Source organism: Marinomonas sp. HM11-D, assembly GCF_057626615.1.
Map to the genome: position 1 here is coordinate 43,992 of NZ_JBMMKT010000008.1, position 19,607 is coordinate 63,598.

Sequence of the window (19,607 nt, forward strand, 5' to 3'; positions counted from 1 at the left end):
CCGTTGTACATGACCCCGAAGAACGTACCGGAAAACTGGCAGGAAGCTTATGCCAAGCTCGCGCAGGAGTGTCAATCTCCTGCCTTGCGCCGATTTTATGAAGCAGGTGTCCCTGGCTTAGATAAACCGTTAGCAGATACGCCCTTGGTCTCACTGGATATTGAAACCACAGGGCTTGACCCTAGCAAAGACGATGTCATCAGCATTGGTTTAGTGGACTTCAATCTGGAGCTGATTCGCTTAAACAGCGCCCGTTACTGGTTGACGAAACCGCACGGTCCGCTCACACCTGAGTCGGTCACCATTCATGAGATTACCCACTCTGAAATCCAAGACGCACCGCGTCTATCAAGTTTGATGGATGACTTCCTAGAAGCGATTGCCGGTAAAATCGTGGTGGTGCATTGCGCCGCCATCGAGCGTCCTTTTCTTTATGAAGCGGCCATGAAACACTTTGGTGAACCTTTGATGTTCCCGATGCTGGACACCATGGGGATTGAGGCCAACATTATCCATAAGCCTTGGTGGCAACGCTTTGGACGCCAGCCCTCGCTACGCTTAGATGCCTGCCGTCAACGTTATAACTTGCCCCGTTATCGTGCTCATCAGGCACTGATGGATGCGGTTTCCTGTGCCGAGTTGTTTCAGGCTCAGGCAGCCCATCATTTGACGAAAGAGCACCTTACCTCTGAGTACTGCTGCTAAGGTGCTCTCTCAAATAGTTAAGCTAACTTCGCATAGTAGACTTGGTACGCTGGCAGTGTCAGCGTCGAGCCTTCTAAAATTGCGCTAAAACCATGTCCTTCCAACGCCTCTGCCACCGGGAAAGGCAGTTCAGCGGACTGTTGTTGGCCCGTCAGATTGACCACCACCAACACTCGGTCTTCGGCGTAGCTACGAGTAAAGGCCAACAAGTCATCATTTTGCACGTCAGCAAACATCATATCCCCGAGCACTAAAGCGCGCTGTTGCTGGCGCCACTGAATCAGTCGACGCACATGCTGCAACATGGAATCCGGCTGGGCTTCTTGTTGCGCTACACTCAAGGGTAAATGCCTCGCATCCACTGGCAACCAAGGCTCAACGGTCGAGAAACCTGCGAACGCCTGATCGTTCCACACCATCGGCGTACGACAGCCATCACGGCCTTTAAACACTGGCCACAGGGGAATGCCATAGGGGTCTTGAATGCGTTCAAAGGGAACGTCCGCTTCCGGTAGGCCGAGCTCTTCTCCTTGATACAAACACACGCTGCCACGCAAGGAGATGATCAAGGCTAATATCGCCAGTGGATACTGAACGGGATCTTCCTCTGCCCCCCAACGGGTACGCATGCGCACCACATCATGATTGGACACCGCCCAGCAGGGCCAGCCATCACGAACACTGTCATTGGTGGTACGAATCACATGACGCAGAAATTCTGGCGAGCGCAGTTTATTCAGTAGCTCAAAGGTGTAAGCCATATGCAACTTATCGCCACCATCCGTGTATTCCTCCATGCGCTTCAGCGGAAAGTCATCACCGATTTCCCCGACCGTGGTTGAGCCTGGAAATTCATCCATCAAGGCACGTAGTTCTTGGAGAAACGCTAGGTTTTCGGGACGACTGAGATCGTACACATGCCGTTGATAAGTATAAGGATTGTCCTCTGGCGCCCCTTTGGTTTTCGGCTCGCCTGGCGCCAATGGCGGGTTATCTTCTAAGCCTTGGCTATGGAAATAAAAGTTCACCGTGTCCAGGCGGAAACCATCCACCCCAAGCTCGAGCCAAAAACGCATATTGTCCAAATGCACTTTACGCACGTCCGGATTATGGAAGTTAAAGTCTGGCTGGGATTCAAGAAAGTTATGCAAATAATACTGCAAGCGGCGGCTGTCCCATTTCCAAGCACTGCCACCAAAGATCGACAACCAGTTATTTGGCGGTGTGCCGTCGGGCTTAGGATCCGCCCACACGTACCAATCGGCTTTTGCATTGGTACGATCTTGGCGGCTTTCTTCAAACCAAGGATGCAGATCGGAAGAGTGACTAATCACCTGATCGACCATGACTTTTAAGTCCAGCTCATGGGCTCGGGCAATCAGTCGTTTGAAATCCGCTAACGTACCGAACATAGGATCGATGTCACGGTAATCACTGACATCGTAACCAAAGTCTTTCATTGGCGAGGTAAAAATCGGTGACAGCCAGATGGCATTCACACCGAGTGAAGCAACGTAATCCAACTTATCGGTGATACCGGCCAAATCACCAATACCATCGCCATTGGCATCCATAAAACTGCGCGGATAAATCTGATAGATGATTCCGCCTTGCCACCAGTTCAACTCCATCGCTTCACTCCTTTAAGTGTTACACAGCCCTGCTGTGTGATTGTGACTGATTAGAAGGTTGCCAAACGCGCTTGGGCTTGTTCAAGGTTAGGCAAGGATGGGTAGGCCCCTGCCTTGGTCACCGAGTCTGCTCCACATGCCACGGCAAAGCGGATACAGGCTTCTAATTCGGCTTCATTAAATGCTTTGAGTGACTCGCGATCGCCACCACGTTCTGCTAATTGATACAGTAAACCACCGACAAACGCATCCCCTGCTGCCGTAGTATCTTTTACTTCCACTTTTGGCGCGGCGATTTCACCTTGGCCATTGGCGGTAAAGTAACGCACTGGGTTACCCCCATCGGTTAATACGAACAGGGAAACTCCACCGGCCAATAATTCTTGGATCAGATTAAGCGGCTCGTTCGATAAGACCTCTAGCTCTTCTAAGCTGGCTTTGATCACATCCCCTTGGCGCATCCAAGCGATCACGCGATCCGTGTCCACGCGGTGATCTGGCCACAGGTTAATGCGCAGGTTGACATCAATACTGACGATCCAACCGGCTGCCTTGGCCATCACAATACCCGCCATGGTCGCGGACGTAATGTCCGCATCGGTTAATGTGTTAGAGCAGGTATGAAACACCCCCTGTGGTGCGTAAAACCATTCGCTTTTAAAGTCTTCACGGCGAAACAACATATCCGCTGATGGGTTGCGGTAAAACTCAAAACTGCGCTCACCAGTGCTGTCTAAGCTAACAAACGCCAGTGCGGTTTTCGCTTCCTTGGTCATCAGCATGCTGTCGGTCTGCACGCCGTAGCTTTCCAGAGAGTCTTTTAGGAAATGGCCAAAAGCATCGTCGCCGACCTGACCGGCAAAATGGCTATTCCCACCTAAACGGGCCACTGCCACCGCCACGTTGGCGGGCGCTCCACCAGGGAATTTAGTGAAGGACTCCTGTCCATCTAGGCCGGTTTGACCATTGGAAAGGAAATCGATTAGGGCTTCACCGAACGCCATTACTTTTGTCATCATCGTCTTGTCTCTCTGTTATTGTTACTATCAGCCTAGCAGGTCCGCACGGCAAATATGTCTAAAACGCCATGACTAAATACATGTTACTATAGCGCTTACAGACCGTTACCGACTCTATTATCAGTGCCGTTGGTTAACAAACGGTTTCTTGCTAGACTCTTTTCCATATCTGATCATTTATCACCCAGAATAGGTTTTTATGACAAAAGCTAAATGCGTCTTCGTTGTTGATGACGACAATGAGATTCGCTCTCTACTGCAATCTTACCTAGAGAAAAACCAGTATCGCGTTCTTACAGCTGATTCTGGCGAATCATTTTTAGCCGCATTTAAACCGGACTTGGGTGTTGATTTAGTGATTCTGGATGTACGTCTACCAGGAGCCGATGGCTTTTCGGTGTGTCGCACCCTGCGCACCCAATCCAATGTGCCAGTAATCATGCTAACCGCCAACTCAGATGAAATGGACCGTATTATCGGTTTAGAAATCGGCGCTGACGATTACCTTGCCAAGCCCTTTAACCCACGTGAACTACTGGCCCGTATTAAAGCGATCCATCGTCGTATGGAACAAGTGAATGAGGTGCCGGAACAAACGATTAGCGCCCCTCAGGAAACCTATCGTTACTACCGCTTTGCTCAGTTTAAGCTCGATACCTTAACCCGTGAATTGTGGGTCGATGGCGTCAAAGAGTCGTTAAGCGGTGCCGATTACAACCTACTGATGTTGTTTGTCACCAATCCAGGTAATGTCTTGTCACGGGATTACATCGCGGAAAATACTCGCGGCCGTGATACCACACCGCTGGATCGTTTTATCGATGTGCACGTCAGTCGTCTGCGCCAGCGTTTGCGAGAAGATGCCCGTCAGCCGCAACTGATCAAAACCGTGCGTGGCCAAGGTTACATTCTGACCGCCAAGGTTGAAGCCAGCGATCATGACCGCGACGAAGAGAATTAAACGCTGGTTCCAGTCCCTGACTGGGCAAATTGTCTTGATCATGACCTTTGGCGTGGCCGCCATGCAGCTGATCGGTTCTTCCATTTGGTTGCATCAAGTGGAAGCCGACACTCGGGAAAACGTGCTGGAAGTCTCCAAGCATATGGCATTTCGTATTGCCGCCACAGTCAGTTATTTCACTTCCTTGCCGCAAAACTACCGCCATATCGTCATTGATCAACTACAAGACATGGGCGGCACCCGCTTCTTTGTCACCCTTAACCGCGAAGAGATTCTGATCAACCCAATTCCTGATTCGCCGTTAAAAGACATTGTGAAGGACCAAGTGCAAGGCACCTTAGAGAAGCAGCTAGGCATCAGCAATGCCAAGATCGCCTTCTCCAGTCCAGATGATTTGCATGTGATCAACAACCACACGCGCTTGGTGGATTTGCCAGAGCGTTGGGGCCATCACAGTTTGTTAGTCAAACCGCTAACGCCGCCGATTATCGTGATTCAGATTCCGATCAATGACTCGGATTGGTTGTATTTGGCCAGCTTAATGCCCGATCCTTACTTTCTTGAGGAAACCTCACCACTGAGTCGCGATCGCGTCTTTTCTTTGATCGTTTCGGTCACGACTGTGTTGCTGCTGACCTTATTGATCTTACGCCGTACCACACGACCTTTGGCGATTTTGGCCCGTGCCGCAGAACGTTTTGGCCAAGGGGACTTTAAGCCGTTACGTGAAGAAGGCGCTCTCGAAGTACGCCACACGGCCCATGCCTTTAATGATATGCAAGCGCGTATCCAGCGTTACCTAAATGACCGTGAAAAGCTGTTTGCCGCCATCTCTCATGACCTAAAAACCCCAATCACGCGCTTACGTTTACGGGCGGAAATGCTCGATGAAGAAGACGTTCGCGAAGCCATGATTCGTGATCTGGAAGATTTGGATTTGTTAGTAAAAGGCGCAATTCAGAGCGTAAAAGAGACAGATATTCACGAAAATCGCGTTGAAATTGACATTATGCGCTTTCTTCAGGATATCCAGCAAAGCGCTAATCAGCTGACCGATGCGGTCACCATCCAAGGCGAGCTGTTATCGCCCTATATAGGCAAACCCTTAGCCATCCGCCGCTGCCTCGGCAACCTGATCGACAACGCGCTTTACTATGGCCATAAGGCCGATATCCAGATCGAGGACAGCGAAGACGAGCTCTGCATTCACATTTGCGATAACGGCCCAGGCATCCCAGATACCAAGATGGACGATGTGTTTCAGCCCTATACACAACTGGCGGCCTCCGGCAGTGGCCGTACTGGCAGTGTTGGTTTAGGTTTGAGTATTGCGCGCAATATTGCCCGCGCTCACGGCGGTGAAATCACCTTAAGGAACCGTGACCAAGGCGGTTTGGAAGTGCGTCTGTGGCTACCGCGCCACTGACAGTTTTTTCTGTTTGAGCATGTCAAAGATCACATCGTGGGGCTGGGGTTTAGAGAACAAATAACCTTGCCCCTTGTGACACCCCTGCTGAGCCAATTCCAGCGCTTGTGTCTCTGTCTCAATTCCTTCGGCCACCAAATCTAAGCCCAATCCTTCAGACAAAAACACAATCGCTTGGGTAATCATAGGATCTGACAAGGACTCTTCACTGTGGGCCGAGACAAAGCAGCGGTCGATCTTGATGCGGTCAATCGGCAAGCTTTTTAGATAACGCATGGAGGAGTAGCCGGTACCAAAATCATCAATCGCAATGCCCACGCCTGCCTTACGAATTTCTGTCAGGGCATATAAGCTGGCAATACCACTGTCGACAAACACTTCTTCGGTCAACTCCAGCATCAGACAGCCCGCAGGAATCTGGTACTTCTGTACCACTTCTTTGACAATTTCTTCAAAGCCAGCTTGGCGCAAATGGCGTGGCGATACGTTCACCGACATACTCAGCAGTAACCCTTCATCCAACCACAAACGCAGTTGCTTACAGGCAGCTTCCAGCACCCATACCCCCAAGGCTCCAATCAGTCCGACCCGATTGGCCTCTTCAATAAAATCCCCCGGCATCAGCAAATTGCCTTCTGGCAAACGCCAGCGGATTAAGGCTTCCACACCGTGAATACTATGATCATCAAGGGATAAAATCGGTTGGTAATGTAGCTCAAATTCGTCGTTCAACAAGGCTCGATTCAAGCCATTTTCCACGCGCGTTTCTTTGTGCAAGCGCGCCTGCAAACTGTCGCTGAACACCATGAAATGACGCATGCTCTCTTGCTTCTTACATTCATAGAGCGCCATGTCTGCTTTGCGCATCAGTTCAGAGACTGTGCTGCCTTGTTCAGGATACAGAGCAATGCCAAGACTTGCCGACACTTCTAAATGTTTGCAGTCAATGACCGCATGACGTGACACCTGTGCCAGAACTTTACTGGCAATGCCGTTGAGATCGTCTATGTCGTTAATATTATCAAGCAGTAAGGTAAATTCATCGCCACCCACCCGCGCCACGAAATCACTGCCTCGAATGGTTTCTTGAATACGCTTACCCACTAGGGTCAGTAGCATATCGCCCACATGATGCCCTAAGGTATCGTTGACGTTTTTAAAGCGATCTAGATCGAGAAAGGCGATGGCAAGGCGGGTTTTATTACGTTTGGCGCGGGCAATCGCCAGCTCCGCATGCTCTTCAAAAATTAAGCGGTTACCAAGGCCCGTTAACGGATCACGTTTGATCAGTTGTGAGATCTGTTGCTCGGTACGTTTGCGCTCAATCGCATGGCGAATACTACGTTCCAGCAAGGCCGTGGTAAGTTCATCTTTGGGAATAAAATCGGAGGCACCTAATTGCATCAGCACGTCATCCAGTTCCGACTCGGCCACGCCCGTGAGCACCACTATCGGTGTTTCCACACCAATCAGTTTCACATGCTTGAATAAATCGGTCGCGGTATGACCATCGAGGAAGTAGTCACAGAGAATGGCATCGAACTTCTGCTCCACCAAGATTTTGGTCGCTTCATCAAAGTGTGCCACGTGGGTGAGTTCGAAATGCGTGCGCGATGCGTGCGCCAAATAGGTACGCAGGAGAATATAATCCTCGTAATCGTCTTCGATCACTAGTACTGATAAGCTGGTGTTATCCATTCTTCCCTCTAGCCCTTTTTCTCTATCCAACGTCCGTACAAAGCCATTAGCTTATCCGCTAACTCTTTTACGCTATCTGGTTTACCTATATGAGCATTGGCGCCGAGCGCTAAACTTCTCGCTTGCTCTTCTCTCGTGTCCGAAGTGGACAGTACAATGATAATTAACGCATCGTATCGACTGTCCGCCCGCAGCTCTTTAAGCCACTCTAGCCCTGTTTTCACCGGCATATTTAAATCGAGCAATAACATCAGAGGAGCAACCTGCACTTGCTCAGGATACGCCTTTTCTAAGTAGTCTGAAAAAGCCTTACTGGTCTGAAAATGCTCAAATGACCAATTCGCATCGATTCTCTTTAATGCCGTACGCACCAAAAATGCATCTTCTAGATCGTCATCAAGCATCAACAAGCGCGGTTGTGTTGCTTTAACTTCCATCGTTCATTGCCATTTTTTTAGGTAGTTCAATAATCATAGTCGTGCCCACGCCCTCTTCGGATCGAGCCGTAATCGAGCCGCCGTGACGCACCACAATTTTGCGGCAAATTGCCAACCCCATGCCGGTCCCCGAGTAAGATTGCTTATCGTGCAAGCGCTTGAACACATCAAAGATCTGCTCGGCAAACTCTTGGGCAAAACCAATACCATTATCTTTTACTTTCAAGTACACAAAATCATCGTCTTGATTACCCGAAATGGTAATCACAGGCGCCCGATCAGGCGCGCGGTACTTGATGCTATTGCCAATTAAGTTCTGAAACAGCTGACGTATTTGCACCGGATCCCCGTTGATATCCGGCAAGGCCTCGGCGATTTGAATATCCGCTTGGGATTCGTCCACCGACAGCTGCAAGTCTTCTAACACTTCGTCTAACAAAAGGTTCAAGCGCAGCGGTTTAAACGGGTTGGCCTTAGAGGTGACACGGCTGTAGGCTAATAAGTCTGACAATAGGTCTCGCATACGATGCGCCGCATTGACGATATAGCCTGAGAACACCTTACCTTCTTGGTTAAACTCGCCGTATTCCCCTTCTTGTAACAGTGTAGAAAAGGAAATGATTTTACGCAGGGGCTCGCGCAAATCATGAGAGGCAATAAAGGCAAATTCTTGTAGCTCACGGTTCGACAATTCCAGTGCCTCGTTACGCTTATGAATACTCTTTTCATAGGCTTTGCGCTCACTGATATCGACCACGGCGGCCACAATTTCGGTACCACTTTCTAGCTCAACTGGGTGAAGACCCACTTCTAGAGGTACATAAGAGCCATCGAAGCGCGCGCCATATAAATCTCGACGGGCGCCCATCTTGCGCTTCGAGGGATGCGCCTGAAACTCGGAGCGATCCACCACATGTCGTTCACGGAACTCATTCGGTACCAAGCTCTCGACCGACTGGCCGACCAGCTCTTCTGCTTCACAGCGAAAAATAGACGCCACCATACTGTTGGCTTGTGTAATGATTCCATCTCGGTTCACCACCAACATGCCATTAGGTGCCGACTCGAAAATACTGGCCATGCGCTTTTGTGCTTGAGCCGTGGCGTGCACTTCTTGCTCCAGTTTACTTTGGATTTCCTGCAGCTCCTGCGTACGCTGATCCATGGCACTTTCCAACGAATCAGAGAGGCGACGTAGTTCTTCTTCCACTGCTTGGCGCCGCTGCACTTCCTCCTGTAGTCGTTGATTGCTATCGAGCAAATACTGCGAGCGCTTGCGCTCACGCCAACTAAAGCCAAATGACATTACGATTAGAGTAATAACGAAGCCAATCAGAACAACGAGATCAAGCAGAGTGAATACATGAGCCTCCATGACGCCTCCTTGGCGATATTTGTACCCAATAGCCTACCCATTATAGATGAAGATCAGAGGTGCACTTTGTGAAGATTTGCAATCAGGCTCAATCAGAAAAAACTAATAAGCCTCTCAGGGTTGCAAGACTTTGATACATTTGGTTGCTCTACTTTACCACCCGCGTGCATAAGGTTTGCTACATTTGCACTATCTAGGTGCGCATTTTTTATGCTGATGTCCTAGATTAAAAACAACAACGTTAGTTACAGAGATCCATAACAATAAAAAGGGTTACTGACCATGAAGAAAATTGCATTAGGTTTGTCTAGTCTTGCCATTTCTGTTGCTGCGGCAACAGCGCATGCAGGTGAAGTAGAAGTTCTACACTGGTGGACATCCGGTGGTGAAGCCAAGTCAATCAACGTGTTGAAAGAGTTGATGACCGAACAAGGCCACACTTGGAAAGACTTCGCAGTAGCAGGTGGCGGCGGTGAATCTGCAATGACCGTGCTAAAATCTCGCGCCATCGCGGGTAACCCGCCTGCAGCGGCTCAAATCAAAGGCCCTACCATTCAAGAATGGGGCGATCTAGGCTTCCTAACCAATCTGGATTCCGTGGCGGAAAAAGGCCAATGGGATAACGTTCTGCCAAAAGTCGTTAGCAATGTCATGAAATACGACGGCCACTATGTGGCAGCACCGGTAAACGTGCACCGCGTAAACTGGTTATGGGCCAACCCTGAAATCTTCAAAAAAGCGGGCGCTTCTATCCCAACCACTTGGGATCAATTCTTTGAAGCGGCTGACAAAATCAAAGCCGCAGGTTTCACGCCATTGGCTCACGGTGGTCAGGCTTGGCAAGACGCCACTCTGTTTGAAGCCATTGCTTTAGCAAAAGGCTCTAAATTCTACAACGCTGCGTTTGTTGAGCTAGACGATGCCACGCTACGTGGTGCGGACATGGTTGACGTATTCAAAACCTTCAAGAAAACCCACGACTACGTAGACTCAGGTTTCTCTGGCCGTGACTGGAACATCGCTACTTCGATGGTGATCAACGGTGACGCGGCGATGCAAATCATGGGTGACTGGGCTAAAGGTGAATTCACCGCAGCAGGCAAAAAAGCCGGCATTGACTACGTTTGTTACGCGGCGCCAGGCACTAGCGGCCAATTCACGTTCAACATCGACTCCCTAGCCATGTTCCAAGTGGATGACGAAGGTTCGCAAAAAGCACAACAAGACCTTGCGCGCTTGATGCTTGAGCCAACTTTCCAAGAAACCTTCAACCTAAACAAGGGTTCGATTCCAGCACGTTTGAACATGCCACGTGACAAGTTTGATACCTGTGCCCACGCGTCCATGGATGCCTTCCTAGCTAGCTCAACAACCAACGACCTAGTACCAAGTATGGCGCACGGCATGGCCGTTAGCTCAATGGTACAAGGTGCGATCTACGACGTGGTAACGAACTTCTACAACAGCGAATCTATGACTGCTGAAGAAGCCGTTGACCGTCTCGCTCGCGCTGTACAAGCCAGCATGTAATACGCGTTAAAATCGAGGCCAATCATAGGGTTGGCCTCCTTCTCTCCTCTAAAGTAGAAGCGCCCTAATATGAATAATAATGCCGCCAAAGCTGGGTCTGGAGCGACTCAAGCTGGTCGTCCTGCACGCCTAAGTTTGGCCGACTGGATGCCCAAAATCGTCATGGCACCGACCGCTGTTGCAGCGATCGTGTGTATCTACGGCTATATGATATGGACTGCCGTACTCTCTTTTACCAACTCTCGTATGCTGCCAACCTATAAGTTCGTTGGCTTTGAACAATACGAGCGTTTATTTATGAACGACCGCTGGTTAGTGGCGCTGTCCAACCTTGGTGTGTTTGGTGGTTTGTTCATCCTCATCTGTTTGTTCTTGGGCGTGATGCTGGCGATTTTTCTTGATCAGAAAATTCGTGCAGAAGGGGCGATTCGTACCATTTATCTTTACCCAATGGCGATTTCCTTCATCGTTACCGGTACCGCTTGGAAGTGGTTGTTGAACCCAACCAACGGCATTGAAAAAATGATGATCGAATTGGGCTTCGAAGATTTCCGCTTTAACTGGTTATCTGACCCTGACATGGTGGTTTACTGTTTGGTCATCGCGGCCGTATGGCAAGCCTCTGGCTTCGTGATGGCCTTATTCCTAGCGGGCCTTCGTGGCGTTGACAACGAGATGATCAAAGCGGCACAACTAGACGGCGCGAGCATTTTTACCACCTACCGTCGCATTATTTTGCCTTCCCTAAAACCGGTTTTCTTCAGTGCTTTGGTGATCCTATCGCACATTGCGATCAAGAGTTTCGACTTGGTTGCGGCCTTGACCAACGGTGGCCCAGGTTACTCTTCTGATCTACCGGCCAACTTTATGTACGCCCACGCCTTTACCCGTAGCCAGATCGGTCTAGGTGCCGCATCCGCGATGGTGATGTTGGGCTGCGTGCTAGCGATTCTTGTTCCTTACTTGTACTCAGAACTACGAGGTGAGCGCCATGAGTAATCTTGCAAAACGCCAAACCTCAACCCTAGATAAAGTACTACGTGTTGTTCTATACGCAGCATTGCTGACCATGGCCGCAGTGTATCTAGCGCCGTTCGTGGTAATGCTACTCACGTCTTTAAAAGACGTAGAAGAAATTCGTACCGGCACCCTGCTGTCGCTGCCAGGTTCATTGAACTTTGATGCTTGGTCAAAAGCGTGGAGCGGTGCCTGTACAGGCAGCCAATGTGAAGGCATGGCGCCCTACTTCTTAAACTCGTTCCAGATCGTAATTCCTGCGGTGGCGATTTCCACTTTGTTGGGCGCACTTAACGGCTACGTCATTTCCCATTGGAAATTCAAAGGCAGCGATGTGTTCTTCGCAGCCTTGTTGGTGGGCTGTTTCATCCCCTTCCAAGTCATCCTACTGCCTATGGCTCGTACTTTGGGTTGGTTGGGTATCGCTAACACCACTACAGGTTTGGTGATGGTACACGTGATTTACGGTGTGGCGTTCACGACCTTGTTCTTCCGTAACTTCTATCAGTCTATCCCAGGAGAATTGGTGAAAGCTGCGCGTCTAGACGGTGCCGGTTTCTTCACTATCTTCTACCGTATTATCTTGCCGGTATCGACGCCAATCATCGTCGTAACGGTTATTTGGCAGTTCACGCAAATCTGGAACGACTTCCTATTTGGCGTGGCGTTCTCTGGCTTCGACACACAACCTGTGACGGTAGCTCTTAACAACCTTGTCAACACCAGCTTCGGCGGTAAGGAATACAACGTCGATATGGCCGCAGCCATCATCGCTGCCTTACCTACGCTAGTGGTGTACATCTTAGCGGGTAAATACTTCGTACGCGGTCTAACTGCGGGTGCGGTGAAAGGCTAAGGCTTAAAGGTTTATTTAATAAGGTTGACGGCCCGCGACGACATCCGCTGGCCAGTGAAAGAATTTGGAGAAAGAATCATGGCAAGTTTAACGATTGATAATGTAAAAAAACGCTACGGCCAAACGGAAATCCTAAAAGGCATTAATATCTCGATTGAAGCGGGTGAATTCCTAATCTTGGTCGGCCCTTCTGGCTGCGGTAAATCGACTCTGATGAACTCGATTGCCGGCCTAGAAGACGTTTCAGAAGGTCGCATCCTCATCGGCGATAACGACGTTACCTACGCCAGCCCAAAAGACCGTGACATCGCCATGGTGTTCCAGTCTTACGCCCTATACCCAAACATGACGGTGGCTGAAAACATCTCCTTTGGCCTTGAGATGCGTAAAGTGCCAAAAGAAGAGCGTGATGCAGAAGTACAGCGCGTGGCGGAGATGCTACAAATCGGCCATCTGCTAAAGCGTAAGCCAGCGCAACTATCCGGCGGTCAGCGTCAACGTGTGGCCATGGGCCGCGCCCTAGCCCGCCGTCCTAAGATGTACCTATTTGACGAGCCGCTATCGAACCTAGATGCCAAGCTGCGTGTGGAAATGCGTACTGAAATCAAGAAGCTACACCAAAAGCTGGGCACCACCATCGTTTACGTAACCCACGATCAGATCGAAGCCATGACTTTGGCTGATCGTATCGCGGTGATGAAAGACGGTGAAGTACAACAACTGGGCACACCACAGGAAATCTACGACAACCCAACGAACTTGTTCGTCGCAGGCTTTATGGGTTCACCCGCGATGAACTTCGTACCAGCGAAAGTTATCGAGCAAAACGGTACTTACGCCCTAGAACTTCAAGCCAGCAAACCAACCGTGGTGCCATTCCCAAAACCAGACAGCCTAAAAGCCTACGCGGGCAAAGAAATCCTACTGGGCCTACGTCCTGAAATGATCACTGAGCCTCAGCCACACAAAGACGGCAAAGAGTTTGTCGTGACCGCTGAGGTGGATGTGGAAGTGACGGAACCAATGGGTGCCGACACCATGGTGCTAACCCGTATCCAAGATGCCGAAGTAAACTGTCGCTCCAACCCTGCCTACCCAGTCAAAGCAGGTGAAACCATTGCCATGATGTTTGATACGTCAAAAGCGGTCGCCTTTGATAAAGACTCTGGAAAACGTATCGACCTCTAACTTTAGCCGTTATTTCGGTGAATGTTTGCCGGCCCTAGGGTCGGCTTTTTTTTGCGTATTTTCTGTACAAAAGGTCAGTTTTAGCCTCGAAGTTGTGACCTGCTTGGGTTACATTGTTTTACAAGTGAGCAGCCGTCTCACCATGGAACCTTGAAGCGCCGCTTCGTTGAATGAACTCGATCTCATAAGAAAGGACAACTGAATGAACGCAAATCGCTTGATCGCCCAATTTGCACTGTCGGGCGTGGTTATCGCTTTGGCGGGCTGTGCCAGTGTCAGCACTCCTGACGCCCCTAGCACACCCATGTGGCAAGCTGGCAAGGAATACCACCTGACTATTTTGCACACCAACGATCATCACGGTCGCTTCTGGCAAAACAGCAACGGCGAGTACGGCATGGCCGCTCGTAAAACGCTGATCGACAATATTCGTGAAGAAGTACTACTGGAAGATGGCAATACCTTGTTACTTTCTGGTGGCGACATCAATACTGGCGTACCCGAGTCGGATCTTCAGGATGCCGAGCCAGATTTCAAAGGCATGAATATGCTGAAGTATGACGCCATGGCTTTGGGTAACCATGAGTTCGACAATCCGATCGAAGTCCTGAAACAACAGCGTGAGTGGGCGGGCTTCCCCTTCTTATCCGCGAACATTATCGACAATAACACCGGCAAGCCCCTGTTTGATGCTTACAAAATCTTCACCGTTGATGACCTACGCATTGCTGTCGTAGGCTTCACCACCGATGACACAGTGAAAATCGGTAATCCAGAATACCTTGGTGGCATCACCATTAAATCCCCGATCGAAGTGGCACAAGATCTGATCCCCGTGCTAGAGCAACAAGCCGACCTGATCGTCGCGGTCACCCATATGGGACATTACGACGATGGTAACTACGGCGGCAATGCACCAGGCGATGTGACCCTTGCGCGCACCGTACCTGGCATTGATGTCATCGTCGGCGGTCACTCCCAAGATCCATTATTTGAGCCCGATGTGCAAAGCGGCACCCTGATCCTACAAGCCCATGAATGGGGCAAGTATGTGGGCCGTTTGGATATGACCATTAAAGATGGCCAAATCGTTGCATCGGATTACGAATTAATCCCAGTCAACCTGAAGAAAAAAGTCACCAAAGCGGATGGTTCCAGCGAGCGTGTCTTTATCGATAAAGAAATCGCCCAAGACCCAAGCATGCTGGCCATGCTGCAGCCTTTCCAAAACATTGGCCAAGATAAGCTCAACGTAGAGATCGGTTTCACCGATGGTCCCTTTATTGGTGAACGTGACACAGTTCGTGCCGAGGAAACCAACCTAGGTAACCTGATTGCCTCTGCCATGATGAAAAAGGTACATGCGGATGTGGCAGTTATGAACTCGGGCGGTATTCGTGATGGCATTCCGGCGGGCAAGATCACCTACAAATCCGTATTGCTGGTTCAGCCATTCGCAAACGGTCTGTCGTACGTGGATCTAAACGCCGAGGAGCTGACCAATTACCTATCTGTCGTGGCAGGAAAAGAAGCCGGCACAGGTGCTTTTGCGCAAACCCGTGGCGTCTCCTTGGTCATGAAAGATGGTAAAGCCACCAACATTAAAGTGGGCGGCAAAGCTCTCGAAGCAGGCAAAACCTACCGCATCGCTATGAACAGCTACACCGCCAGCGGTGGTGATGACTACCCGAAAGTAAGCGACCATAAAAACTACGTTAACTCAGGTTATGTGGACGCCGACGTGTTAGTGGAATACATCAAAGATTACTCACCTATCATGATCAGTGATTACAAAGCCACCGGTGACGTGGTTCGTTAAACCTTCCGATCCCATACCAAAGGGCAGCCTGCCCTTTGGTATTTCTTGATCCATATCCCCTTCTTATATATTTAGCACTTTCTAATATTTAAAAGCTTTCTATACTGATCCTATCAATCAAGCTTGTTGAGGACATGGCGATGAAAATAAATGTGGGTGGTATCGATAAGGTGTTACGTATTGTGCTTGGTGCGCTACTCATCGTGCTGGCATTTTTCGGCGTGATTGGCGCGTGGGGCTACATTGGCGTGATTCCGCTAGCGACTGGCCTGGTTAACTTCTGTCCGCTGTATGCTTTGCTAGGCATTCATACCAACAAGTGACTGTCTATTTAGGACGGGGCACCTTATTTAGGACGGGTCAAAAACAACAAAAAAGGGAGCTGATCTAGCTCCCTTTTTCACATCTATCTAGTGGTAGATTACGCTTCTTGGAACAGAGCTTCGCGCTGCATGTCCATAATCTCGCTAATGCCTTTACGCGCCACCGCTAGCATGCCCATCATGTGCTCATCGCTGAACGCTGCACCTTCTGCTGTGCCTTGAATCTCGATAAAGCCACCTTTATCGTTCATGATCACGTTCATATCGGTTTCCGCGCTGGAGTCTTCTGGGTAATCCAAATCCAGTACAGGTGTGCCTTGGTAAACGCCTACTGAGATCGCGGCGATCTGAGAAACCACAGGGTTCTCTTTGATCTTCTTGTTTTCTACCAGTGTTTTCACCGCATCCGCTAGTGCTACGAAACCACCCGAGATCGACGCGGTACGGGTACCACCGTCTGCTTGAATCACATCACAGTCGATGGTAATCGTGTATTCGCCTAGCTTGCTTAGATCCACAGCGGCACGCAAAGAACGACCGATCAAGCGTTGGATCTCCACCGTGCGACCACCTTGTTTGCCGCGCGCGGCTTCACGGTCCATACGGTTGTGAGTAGAACGTGGCAACATGCCGTATTCTGCAGTGATCCAGCCTTGGCCTTTACCTTTCAAAAAGCGTGGCACGCCTTGTACAACGGTCGCCGTACAAATCACTTTGGTATCACCGCATTCCACTAATACGGAACCTTCCGCGTGCTTTGTAAAGTTACGCGTAAACTTCATTGGACGTAATTGATCTGCTGCTCTACCGCTTGGACGCATAAAAGTCTCACTGTCATTTGTTTCTAAAGTGGAGATTATAACGAACCTTGGCAAAAATGACTGCCCATCCTGACGGGAAAGTCAGACTTAGGTTACACTAACCGCATCTTTTATTTAGCTGCTAGGAATTGATATGACTGCAAGCATGACCGCTTTTTCGCGCCAAGAAGCCGTATACGACTGGGGCACCATCAGCTGGGAAATCCGCTCAGTAAACCAACGTTACCTTGAGCCACACTTCCGCCTACCGGAACAATTCCGTGAACTGGAATTTGGTTTCCGTGACAGCCTACGTAAAAAGCTCAACCGCGGTAAAGTGGAATGCCAGCTACGTTTCTACGCCGAAGACACGGCCGCTAAAGGTCTAAACATCAACGCAGAAAACGCCCAAGCGCTGGCCAACGCGGTCAAAGAATTAGGCACTTGGTTTGATGGCATCAAAACCCCATCGCCACTGCAAATCCTGCAATGGCCAGGCATCCTAAGCGATGACAGCGCCGATGCGGACGAAATGAAAAAAGCCGTTATTGCTTTATTTAACAAAGCGTTAGACGACATGATCAGCGTGCGTCAGCGCGAAGGCGAACAACTTAACGCCATCATAGAAGAGCGCTTAGACAGCATCGACGCCATCGTGGCCGATGTAAAAGAGAAGCTACCGACGATCATCGCGGCACAAAAACAAAACCTTCAAGATAAGCTAGAAGCCGCTAAAGTCGACCTAGACCCAATGCGCGTGGAAGCGGAAATCGTCATGCTGGCACAAAAAGCCGACGTCGCCGAAGAAGTGGATCGCCTAGCGACCCACACCAAAGAAGTCCGCCGTCAGCTAAAAGAAAAAGGCCCTGTCGGCCGCCGCCTAGACTTCCTGATGCAAGAGCTAAACCGCGAGGCGAATACACTGTCGTCTAAATCGATTGTGGTCGAAACGACTAATAGCGCCGTGGAATTGAAGGTGTTGATTGAGCAAATGAGAGAGCAGATTCAAAACATCGAATAATTACGATTAGTAAGTGGATAGCGATGCTATCCACTTACTAGGTTTGATAACGATGAATTGAACAAGTCGTTTCACTTCGTCAAAAAAGCGCTGCATTTTCTTGTTTGCGCTGATCCAGTGTCTTAGCAATTGCAGATACGGTGGTTTTGCTGACCCCTTGCTGCTTTGCAAGATAAGTAAATTGACTGATGGCTTCTGCAACTTCTTCAATGACCTGCCTTGCATCATTCCAATTCCCATAACCAGCACTCGTAGCCAGCTTCTGCATCACCTTAATAGGTGGCGCTTTGCCATAACCTCCGAACGAAGTGGCGTGTTCGTTGAATGGATGTGGGCTGTAGGTAACATCGTAAAAAGGTGCAGGATTCCATTGACCATCATCCGCTTGCAAAAATGCCCAGTTTTTACTGTGGTCGTCTTGATTAGACGACAGCAGGTTAAAAATGGCACGGCGAAATTGCAGTTGTCCAGCCGCAGGAGATTTACACAACTGACGGCTGGCTTTGATCAAATCAATATAGTCTAAACTTGGCGCTCTAAAGTCTGCATCCAACAATCCGCAGGCGCTGTGCATATGCAAGCGGCCTGAGCTTTGATGGCTGACTAAGTCGGTATTAGCGACATAATCAAAACGCTTGAGCGCCAACCACGCAGGCGCACCGCTGGTACGCGGTGCTTCAATGAGTTGCCAGACGGGTGGTTGACACTTAGCTTGCTCAGCCATTTGCAAATAAACTGCCTCACACAAGCCTTCTTCATGCCCGAGCGCGAGATTTTTCGAGGTAAACTTAATCAGCCACGCTTCATCGCAGGTTTGTGCAAAGGTTCGACAATGCTGAGTTTCCCCAGCAGGCATATAAATCTGCGCCTTGGGTCTTGCCCCCCCCGAACTACCACCCGCGACTAATGCAGCCAGCACGTGTTGCGTATGCCCATCTAAATCATCGTGATTATCATCCATATAATCTGATAGTGAGGCATCAAACAGCGTTTGCGCTTCTAAACCCAAGGTTGCTAAATCAATGTCAGAGTGTGTCACGGATGAAAACTCAGATACCGGAGAAAAAGAGAGCGCTCCCATGCCTTTATCACCCACAAAAGCCAGTCTATCCATCGCCGTTACTTGATTTGGCAAAATGCCCTTTTGACGGAAAATACGATCTTGTAACAGCATTCCCCAACCATCAGGCAGAGAATCTCCAAATACGCCATGAACACCTTGATGCGGCTGTTTGGGGGCGGCTTGGACTTGGGTGTTTGCCTGCAAAGTAAAAGGCGATAGATTGCCAAACTGCTGCAAATAGCTGTCCGCATACTGAAAAAAAACGCCTTGCCGATTCTGCGCCAAGACCCCTACCGCTATCTGTTCACCTGAGCTTAACGTGCGGGATACAGTGAGCTTCTGAATCGGTTTAAAACTCATCTTTTAGCACCTCATCAATACTAGTGGGTATAGCCGCACGCTCTTTGCTAGGTTGTGTAAGTTGATAAAGCCTGTCTAGCGAATCAAGTGTCTGCCAAAGTAACAACAGCTGGCGAAATGAAATTTGCCCAGTCAACTCAAACTTCTTAATGGTGGCCGCAGGTACACAGCTGCGCTCTGCCAATGCCGCTCGTGATAGCTTTGCTTGTTGGCGTAACTCACGTAAGTAAGCGGCATAAGCTTGGCTAACATCGGTATCATCAAGTAAGGTAAAGTTCATTATTAACAGCCTATCGGATACAGTTGTATCTATTGTAGTGTTAAAAATGGAAAATTGGCCACTATTGTAGCCATATATAGAAAAGGTATTGAGTAATC

18 protein-coding genes are annotated in these 19,607 nt (G+C 49.5%); 10 read left to right on the top strand and 8 right to left on the bottom strand.

Features of this window, described 5'->3' with window-relative positions; translation table 11 throughout:
• The first annotated feature begins 9 nt into the window (after positions 1 to 9).
• Positions 10 to 705: a 3'-5' exonuclease gene (locus ACOSVP_RS12080; protein ID WP_487347762.1), complete on the top strand. Its 696-nt coding sequence runs from the start codon at positions 10 to 12 to the stop codon at positions 703 to 705.
• 17 nt (positions 706 to 722) lie between these two features.
• Here the strand turns inward: ACOSVP_RS12080 and ACOSVP_RS12085 are convergent, their stop codons facing one another.
• Positions 723 to 2,336: an alpha-glucosidase family protein gene (locus tag ACOSVP_RS12085; protein WP_487347763.1), complete on the bottom strand. Its 1,614-nt coding sequence runs from the start codon at positions 2,334 to 2,336 to the stop codon at positions 723 to 725.
• A gap of 50 nt (positions 2,337 to 2,386) precedes the next feature.
• Complete coding sequence (locus tag ACOSVP_RS12090) at positions 2,387 to 3,355, bottom strand: carbohydrate kinase family protein (RefSeq protein WP_487347764.1); 969 nt, start codon at positions 3,353 to 3,355, stop codon at positions 2,387 to 2,389.
• Between the two features lie 199 nt (positions 3,356 to 3,554).
• Here ACOSVP_RS12090 and ACOSVP_RS12095 point away from each other — a divergent pair, with 199 nt between their 5' ends.
• A complete protein-coding gene (locus ACOSVP_RS12095) occupies positions 3,555 to 4,316 on the top strand; it encodes a response regulator (protein WP_487347765.1) in 762 nt (253 codons plus the stop codon).
• Positions 4,294 to 5,742: an ATP-binding protein gene (locus ACOSVP_RS12100; RefSeq protein WP_487347766.1), complete on the top strand. Its 1,449-nt coding sequence runs from the start codon at positions 4,294 to 4,296 to the stop codon at positions 5,740 to 5,742. The genes ACOSVP_RS12095 and ACOSVP_RS12100 overlap by 23 nt, the downstream gene beginning before the upstream one ends.
• On the opposite strand, the gene ACOSVP_RS12105 is transcribed toward ACOSVP_RS12100, so the two are convergent.
• From ACOSVP_RS12105 to ACOSVP_RS12115, 3 genes are read right to left on the bottom strand one after another with little or no spacing between them, the layout of a single operon-like run.
• Entirely contained in the window at positions 5,728 to 7,440 is a 1,713-nt protein-coding gene (locus tag ACOSVP_RS12105; protein WP_487347767.1) for a putative bifunctional diguanylate cyclase/phosphodiesterase, read from the bottom strand. The genes ACOSVP_RS12100 and ACOSVP_RS12105 overlap by 15 nt on opposite strands.
• Positions 7,441 to 7,448: 8 nt before the next feature.
• Positions 7,449 to 7,877, bottom strand: a complete 429-nt coding sequence (locus ACOSVP_RS12110; protein WP_487347768.1) for a response regulator — start codon at positions 7,875 to 7,877, stop codon at positions 7,449 to 7,451.
• The gene (locus ACOSVP_RS12115; protein ID WP_487347769.1) at positions 7,867 to 9,252 is read right to left on the bottom strand and encodes a sensor histidine kinase; all 1,386 of its coding nucleotides are present in this window, start codon (positions 9,250 to 9,252) and stop codon (positions 7,867 to 7,869) included. The genes ACOSVP_RS12110 and ACOSVP_RS12115 overlap by 11 nt, the downstream gene beginning before the upstream one ends.
• A 282-nt stretch (positions 9,253 to 9,534) precedes the next feature.
• Here ACOSVP_RS12115 and ACOSVP_RS12120 point away from each other — a divergent pair, with 282 nt between their 5' ends.
• The 6 genes from ACOSVP_RS12120 (at position 9,535) to ACOSVP_RS12145 (ending at position 15,985) form a co-directional block, all read left to right on the top strand.
• The gene (locus tag ACOSVP_RS12120) at positions 9,535 to 10,782 is read left to right on the top strand and encodes an ABC transporter substrate-binding protein (RefSeq protein ID WP_487347770.1); all 1,248 of its coding nucleotides are present in this window, start codon (positions 9,535 to 9,537) and stop codon (positions 10,780 to 10,782) included.
• Positions 10,783 to 10,851: 69 nt separating this feature from the next.
• Entirely contained in the window at positions 10,852 to 11,781 is a 930-nt protein-coding gene (locus ACOSVP_RS12125; RefSeq protein ID WP_487347771.1) for a carbohydrate ABC transporter permease, read from the top strand.
• Positions 11,774 to 12,655, top strand: coding sequence for a carbohydrate ABC transporter permease (locus tag ACOSVP_RS12130; protein ID WP_487347772.1), 882 nt, complete (start codon positions 11,774 to 11,776; stop codon positions 12,653 to 12,655). The genes ACOSVP_RS12125 and ACOSVP_RS12130 overlap by 8 nt, the downstream gene beginning before the upstream one ends.
• A 78-nt stretch (positions 12,656 to 12,733) precedes the next feature.
• Positions 12,734 to 13,843 carry an ABC transporter ATP-binding protein gene (locus ACOSVP_RS12135; RefSeq protein ID WP_487347773.1) on the top strand — a complete coding sequence of 370 codons (1,110 nt, stop codon included), beginning with the start codon at positions 12,734 to 12,736 and terminating at the stop codon, positions 13,841 to 13,843.
• A 202-nt stretch (positions 13,844 to 14,045) separates the two neighbouring features.
• Positions 14,046 to 15,662, top strand: a complete 1,617-nt coding sequence (ushA, locus tag ACOSVP_RS12140; RefSeq protein ID WP_487347774.1) for a bifunctional UDP-sugar hydrolase/5'-nucleotidase UshA — start codon at positions 14,046 to 14,048, stop codon at positions 15,660 to 15,662.
• 140 nt (positions 15,663 to 15,802) lie between these two features.
• On the top strand, positions 15,803 to 15,985 hold the full coding sequence (locus ACOSVP_RS12145) for a YgaP family membrane protein (protein WP_487347775.1): 183 nt from the start codon (positions 15,803 to 15,805) through the stop codon (positions 15,983 to 15,985).
• 98 nt (positions 15,986 to 16,083) lie between these two features.
• On the opposite strand, the gene rph is transcribed toward ACOSVP_RS12145, so the two are convergent.
• Positions 16,084 to 16,806 carry a ribonuclease PH gene (gene rph, locus ACOSVP_RS12150; protein WP_487347776.1) on the bottom strand — a complete coding sequence of 241 codons (723 nt, stop codon included), beginning with the start codon at positions 16,804 to 16,806 and terminating at the stop codon, positions 16,084 to 16,086.
• 133 nt (positions 16,807 to 16,939) lie between these two features.
• Between rph and ACOSVP_RS12155 the strand changes: the two genes are divergently transcribed.
• On the top strand, positions 16,940 to 17,806 hold the full coding sequence (locus ACOSVP_RS12155; protein WP_487347777.1) for a YicC/YloC family endoribonuclease: 867 nt from the start codon (positions 16,940 to 16,942) through the stop codon (positions 17,804 to 17,806).
• Positions 17,807 to 17,885: 79 nt separating this feature from the next.
• On the opposite strand, the gene ACOSVP_RS12160 is transcribed toward ACOSVP_RS12155, so the two are convergent.
• Together ACOSVP_RS12160 and ACOSVP_RS12165 are read right to left on the bottom strand one after the other, a co-directional pair.
• A complete protein-coding gene (locus ACOSVP_RS12160; RefSeq protein ID WP_487347778.1) occupies positions 17,886 to 19,229 on the bottom strand; it encodes a type II toxin-antitoxin system HipA family toxin in 1,344 nt (447 codons plus the stop codon).
• Positions 19,219 to 19,509 (bottom strand): helix-turn-helix domain-containing protein, encoded by a 291-nt coding sequence (locus ACOSVP_RS12165; protein ID WP_115466880.1) that lies wholly within the window; start codon positions 19,507 to 19,509, stop codon positions 19,219 to 19,221. The genes ACOSVP_RS12160 and ACOSVP_RS12165 overlap by 11 nt, the downstream gene beginning before the upstream one ends.
• Positions 19,510 to 19,607: the final 98 nt, after the last annotated feature.

Excerpts from the sequence above, each read along its gene's own strand:
- ACOSVP_RS12090 (WP_487347764.1), bottom strand. The coding sequence starts at position 3,355 with ATGATGACAAAAGTAATGGCGTTCGGTGAAGCCCTAATCGATTTCCTT.
- ACOSVP_RS12105 (WP_487347767.1), bottom strand. The coding sequence starts at position 7,440 with ATGGATAACACCAGCTTATCAGTACTAGTGATCGAAGACGATTACGAG.
- ACOSVP_RS12155 (WP_487347777.1), top strand. The coding sequence starts at position 16,940 with ATGACTGCAAGCATGACCGCTTTTTCGCGCCAAGAAGCCGTATACGAC.
- ACOSVP_RS12100 (WP_487347766.1), top strand. The coding sequence starts at position 4,294 with ATGACCGCGACGAAGAGAATTAAACGCTGGTTCCAGTCCCTGACTGGG.
- ACOSVP_RS12110 (WP_487347768.1), bottom strand. The coding sequence starts at position 7,877 with ATGGAAGTTAAAGCAACACAACCGCGCTTGTTGATGCTTGATGACGAT.
- ACOSVP_RS12145 (WP_487347775.1), top strand. The coding sequence starts at position 15,803 with ATGAAAATAAATGTGGGTGGTATCGATAAGGTGTTACGTATTGTGCTT.
- ACOSVP_RS12120 (WP_487347770.1), top strand. The coding sequence starts at position 9,535 with ATGAAGAAAATTGCATTAGGTTTGTCTAGTCTTGCCATTTCTGTTGCT.
- ACOSVP_RS12130 (WP_487347772.1), top strand. The coding sequence starts at position 11,774 with ATGAGTAATCTTGCAAAACGCCAAACCTCAACCCTAGATAAAGTACTA.
- ACOSVP_RS12135 (WP_487347773.1), top strand. The coding sequence starts at position 12,734 with ATGGCAAGTTTAACGATTGATAATGTAAAAAAACGCTACGGCCAAACG.
- ACOSVP_RS12165 (WP_115466880.1), bottom strand. The coding sequence starts at position 19,509 with ATGAACTTTACCTTACTTGATGATACCGATGTTAGCCAAGCTTATGCC.
- ACOSVP_RS12080 (WP_487347762.1), top strand. The coding sequence starts at position 10 with ATGACCCCGAAGAACGTACCGGAAAACTGGCAGGAAGCTTATGCCAAG.
- ACOSVP_RS12095 (WP_487347765.1), top strand. The coding sequence starts at position 3,555 with ATGACAAAAGCTAAATGCGTCTTCGTTGTTGATGACGACAATGAGATT.
- rph (WP_487347776.1), bottom strand. The coding sequence starts at position 16,806 with ATGCGTCCAAGCGGTAGAGCAGCAGATCAATTACGTCCAATGAAGTTT.
- ushA (WP_487347774.1), top strand. The coding sequence starts at position 14,046 with ATGAACGCAAATCGCTTGATCGCCCAATTTGCACTGTCGGGCGTGGTT.
- ACOSVP_RS12160 (WP_487347778.1), bottom strand. The coding sequence starts at position 19,229 with ATGAGTTTTAAACCGATTCAGAAGCTCACTGTATCCCGCACGTTAAGC.
- ACOSVP_RS12125 (WP_487347771.1), top strand. The coding sequence starts at position 10,852 with ATGAATAATAATGCCGCCAAAGCTGGGTCTGGAGCGACTCAAGCTGGT.
- ACOSVP_RS12115 (WP_487347769.1), bottom strand. The coding sequence starts at position 9,252 with ATGGAGGCTCATGTATTCACTCTGCTTGATCTCGTTGTTCTGATTGGC.
- ACOSVP_RS12085 (WP_487347763.1), bottom strand. The coding sequence starts at position 2,336 with ATGGAGTTGAACTGGTGGCAAGGCGGAATCATCTATCAGATTTATCCG.